The following is a 643-nucleotide window of genomic DNA, read 5'->3' as shown; positions in this document are numbered from 1 at the left end:
ATACGGCCGTACAAATCAAAGTCACCAACGTTTTCCTGAACTCGTGACTTATAACGAGCACGAAGAAGACCGAGTTACTGCAAAGAAAGTGGTCGAAAGCTTGTCGATTATTTTGTTGTGTGTGACAGGGGCGGGTTATCTAGAAAACTGGGTGAGCAGCTTTGGCATCAAATGGTTGATGATTCCAGACTTTGTCTACGCGTTGTTTATTGGTGTGGTGATCACCAACATCATGGAAGTGACGAAAGTTCGCAAAGTCGACTTAGAAACCGTGGATATTCTCGGTACGGTTTCATTGTCGCTGTTCCTAGCAATGGCGCTAATGAGCCTAAAACTGTGGAACATTTTTGATCTAGCCATTCCGTTCTTGATCATCCTTGCCGTGCAGTCGGTAATTCTCGCGGTGTTCGCTTACTACGTGACATTCCGCGTCATGGGTAGCAACTACGACGCGGCGGTAATTTCTAGTGGACACTGCGGTTTTGGTTTGGGGGCGACACCAACAGCCGTGATGAACATGGGGTCTATCGTGAACCGTTTCGGTCCGTCACCACAGGCGTTTATGGTGGTGCCGATTGTCGGTGCATTCTTCATCGACATCGTTAACTTAGTGATTTTGCAAGGCTGCATCGCGTTTATCAAA

At 47.4% G+C, this 643-nt stretch carries 1 protein-coding gene; it reads left to right on the top strand.

Features of this window, described 5'->3' with window-relative positions; translation table 11 throughout:
* On the top strand, positions 1–643 hold a 643-nt coding region (locus tag R7Z47_RS25335), incomplete at both ends, for a sodium/glutamate symporter (protein WP_318130828.1).

Source organism: Vibrio sp. 1641, from assembly GCF_033339995.1.
Taxonomy (GTDB): Bacteria; Pseudomonadota; Gammaproteobacteria; order Enterobacterales; family Vibrionaceae; genus Vibrio; species Vibrio alginolyticus.
The sequence above is the reverse complement of the archived record's forward strand: the minus strand, read 5'-3'. Positions and strand labels throughout refer to the sequence as shown.